The organism is Microbacterium sp., assembly GCF_031178525.1.
Lineage (GTDB): Bacteria > Actinomycetota > Actinomycetes > Actinomycetales > Microbacteriaceae > Microbacterium.
In genome coordinates this window covers 1-3,553 of the sequence record NZ_JAPSJA010000238.1, presented here as the reverse complement: position 1 = coordinate 3,553, position 3,553 = coordinate 1, and the positions used below count along the sequence as shown (strand labels likewise).

General features: G+C 71.2%; 6 protein-coding genes and 1 pseudogene. All 7 read right to left on the bottom strand.

Annotated features, from left to right (window positions below; genetic code table 11):
- A partial coding sequence (locus RIF89_RS12305; RefSeq protein ID WP_309069397.1) for an ester cyclase occupies nt 1-260 on the bottom strand: 260 nt, incomplete at its 3' end.
- Nucleotides 261-328: 68 nt separating this feature from the next.
- Nucleotides 329-802 (bottom strand): DUF1990 family protein, encoded by a 474-nt coding sequence (locus tag RIF89_RS12300; protein ID WP_309069396.1) that lies wholly within the window; start codon nt 800-802, stop codon nt 329-331.
- 82 nt (nt 803-884) lie between these two features.
- The gene (locus RIF89_RS12295) at nt 885-1,583 is read right to left on the bottom strand and encodes a transglycosylase family protein (RefSeq protein WP_309069395.1); all 699 of its coding nucleotides are present in this window, start codon (nt 1,581-1,583) and stop codon (nt 885-887) included.
- Between the two features lie 189 nt (nt 1,584-1,772).
- On the bottom strand, nt 1,773-2,276 hold the full coding sequence (locus tag RIF89_RS12290) for a GNAT family N-acetyltransferase (RefSeq protein WP_309069394.1): 504 nt from the start codon (nt 2,274-2,276) through the stop codon (nt 1,773-1,775).
- Nucleotides 2,273-2,437 (bottom strand): hypothetical protein, encoded by a 165-nt coding sequence (locus RIF89_RS12285; protein WP_309069393.1) that lies wholly within the window; start codon nt 2,435-2,437, stop codon nt 2,273-2,275. The genes RIF89_RS12290 and RIF89_RS12285 overlap by 4 nt, the downstream gene beginning before the upstream one ends.
- A complete protein-coding gene (locus RIF89_RS12280; RefSeq protein WP_309069392.1) occupies nt 2,434-3,183 on the bottom strand; it encodes an SUMF1/EgtB/PvdO family nonheme iron enzyme in 750 nt (249 codons plus the stop codon). The genes RIF89_RS12285 and RIF89_RS12280 overlap by 4 nt, the downstream gene beginning before the upstream one ends.
- Before the next feature lie 41 nt (nt 3,184-3,224).
- A pseudogene (locus RIF89_RS12275) lies at nt 3,225-3,553 on the bottom strand (DNA polymerase IV); the annotation flags it as partial.

The following is a 3,553-nucleotide window of genomic DNA, read 5'->3' as shown; positions in this document are numbered from 1 at the left end:
AACGCCCCGGAGTGCGTGCCGCTCCCCCGCAGATGCGCGGCGATGCGGTCGTCTTCGACCAGGAGCTGGATGCGGCGCCACCGCCAATCGGGAAACGCGTGAAACAGATCGTCGAGGTCTGCAAGCCACGCCTCGACGCCGCCCGTCAGATGCGCCCTCCGCACCGACGGATCGACGAACTCGCGGATGCGATTCAGGTCATGGCGGTTGCAGGCGTCGAGATAGTCCTCGAACCACTCACGCAGCTCCCACGGCTCCACTCCCCCATTATCGATCCGGCGAACGAGCTCGATCGCCGGATCGGCGCGATGGCGCCGCGACGCCGAGCTCAGCGGAGCGCCCGCAGGTACCGCCGCCGGACGATCCGCTGCGCGATCAGCAGCAGCGGGAACACCCATCGCCACCCGCCGCGCGGTGCGGCCCGCGTAAGCGAGCGCACGGTGAGATGAACATCCTCGCCATCGCGATGCAGGATGAACGCCTCCTCGCCCGAGACGGGATGTCCGGGCAGGGTCCGGTAGGAGAACCCCATGTGCGTGCGCTCCGCCACGACCTCCACCACTTGCACGGGCTCGACGATGCGGATCGGTCCGACATGCGCGATCACGGTGACCCGCTGCCCCTCGGCGACCGGAGCGGCGGTAGGGACCGAGAAGCCGCTTCGCGTCTTGACCGCCCAGCGCATCAGCTCCGCGGTGGCACGCCGCCACACCACGTCACCTGATCCGATGCGCGCCGACGCCTCGGAGACCGATCCGCGGTCGCGCGGGGGCGTCCACACGGCCGTGGCGACGTCGGTCATGCTCGCGATTGTCCCATCGCGGGCCGCCGACACGCGTGTGCGCGCGCCCCTCGAGGGACGCGCGCACACGGTCAGGCGGTGCTTACTCCGCGGGCAGGACGAGCTCCTGGCCGACCTCGATGAGGTCCGGGTTGGAGATCGCGTCCTGGTTGACGGCGAAGATGCCGAGCCATCCGCTCTCGAGGTCCGCCGCTTCGGCGAGCTCGAACAGCGTGTCGCCGGACTCGACCGTGACGGTCTCGTCGGAGGCCTCCACGTCCGGCAGCGTGTACGTCGGCGCAGCCGGCACAGGCGCGGCGGCCGGCGCCTGCTGCGCGGCACTGCCGTCCGTCGCGGGTGCGGTCGGCGCCTCGGCGGCGGGAGCAGGGGCGGGCGCTGTCGCGCTCGGCTCCGCGGATCCGCTCGCGCCGATCTGCGCCGAGCAGCTGGGCCAGGCGCCCCAGCCCTGCGTCGCGAGCACGTTCTCGGCGACGCGGATCTGCTCGTCGCGCGACGCTGCGGCCGGGCTGCCCGAGCCGCCGTTCGCTTCCCACGTCGACTGCGAGAACTGCAGGCCGCCGTAGTAGCCGTTGCCCGTGTTGATGCCCCAGTTGCCGCCGGACTCGCACTGCGCGAGCGCGTCCCAGGTGCCCTCGTCCGCGGCGTTCGCCGCCGTGGGCACGAGCACGCCGGCGGTCGCGGCGAGCACGCCGGCGGCCAGGAGCCCACCGCGCGCCAGGCGCGACGAACGAGTGCCGGCGTCGATTCGGGTTTTCTTGTTCAGGATCACTCGGAACTCCACAGCCCTGTCTCGAGCCGCGACCGAAGCCACGACCGTCCGCCCGACCGGAAAGGGTAGATTCCGGGAACGAGGGACTCTGGGGGCGGATGCGACAGCGGTCCCTCGCGGTTCGACGTGCCACCTTACGCGCAGGTAACGGGGAGGTAACAAATCGATCCAGCGCATTGCCAGGAACCCGTCACCGGTGACTCAGCGGCGAAGCGACAACTCCATCTCGACCTCGTCGCCATGCGGAGGCAGCTCGTAAGGGCGCCGATTCCCGGTCTCAACGAAGCCGCGACGCGCGTAGAAGGCCGCCGCGCGCGGGTTGTCCGCGTGCACCTCCAGCCGCAGGGTCTCCCCCTCGCCGCGCGCCCAATCGATCACCGCGTCGAGCAGCGCGTCCGCGACCCCGATCGCCCGGCTGCGCCACGCGGGGTCCACGAACACGCTGACCAGCATCGGCCCGCGGGCCTGCGACACGTACCCGCGCATGATGCCGATCCACGTGCCGTCGTCTGCCACCGCGACGAACGATGCGTTGTGCGGCTCCTGCCCCCGTCCGGCGCGCGAGCGCCACTCCGTCTCCGGGATGCGCAGGCTCGCCTCGTAGGTCTCCCCGTAGGCGATCGGCGTGTCCTGGAGCATGCGCAGGCGGATCTCGCGAAACGCCTCCCAGTCGTCGGCGGCGATCTCGGTCACGGTGAAGCTCATCCGGTCACCGTATCGCCCCGACGCTCCCCGCCGTCCCACTCGGCGGAGTCGATCACCCAGAACCCGTTGCCTTCCGGATCGTCCATGATGACGTCGTCGGCGTCGTCCGGACGCCCGTCCCGTGCACCTCTGCCGATCCCCGTGCGCATGGAGGGCGTCACCGGCGGGGTGTCCATCCCGTCGGCAAGGGGCCCGCAACCGCGGCGCGCTCGCGATCGGCCGCCTCCGACCACCCCTGCGCCTCGTTGACCGCGTCGAAGCCGCCTCGCGCGACGCGGAAGCCGAGGTCATCGTGGTGCATTCGCGGCGCGCCTCCGCGACGCACCGATGCGCGGACATTCCACGCCTCGTCGGCGAAACCTCCGCCGCGGAAGACGCGGTAGTCCCCATAGCGAGCAGGGTCGAGCAGGTCCCAGCACCACTCCCACACGTTGCCGAGCGTGTCGAACAGCCCGAACAGGTTCGGCATCTTGCCGCCCACGTCGCGCGGTGCGTGCGCGCCGTCCGCCGCGGTCCACGCGACGTCCTTCAGCAGACCGTAGTGGGGCCCGGAGGAGCCGGCGCGGCAGGCGTGCTCCCACTCGGCTTCTGTGGGCAGGCGGTACCCGTCCGCATCGACGTGCCAGATCACGTCCTCGCCCTCGAAGGAGTACGCGGGGTCGAGTCCCTCCCACTCGGAGGCCGCATTGCAGAAGCGGATCGCACGCTGCCAGGTGACGTCCACCGCGGGTCTGCGCGGATGTGGATGCTCCTCCCCCTCGCCGATCAGAGCCGAGAGCTGTTCCTGCGTCACCGCATAGACGCCGATCTCGAACTCCTGGAGGAGAACCTCGCGTCGCTCGTTGCGGCGTGCATCGTGGAGCGTGACGGCGCCGGCGCGGATGCGCGCGAGCTCGATGTCCTGCATCCGTCCATCCTCCCCCGGTGGGGCGCGGAAGCGTAGCCGCGTTACAGGCGGCCGCGCACGGGCGTGCGCTCCACCGGGTCCGCCTGGTCCGGCGGAGACATCTCCGCGCGTACCCCGAGCAGCCGGATCTCGCGCTCCTCGATCTTGTCCGCCAATCTGAGAGCGGCCGCCACGACATCCTCCCGCCGCGATGTCGGCTCGGGCAACTTGCGCCCCAGCGTCTTCGTCTCGAAGGGGGCGTAGCGCACCTTCAGGTGCACGCGCACGACGGCCCGGCCCTCGGCCGCGCAGTCGTCGAAGGCCTGCTCGGCGAGAACGCGCACCGCGTCGACGACCTCCGCCCGCGTCGTGAGGTTGCGCTGATAGGTGG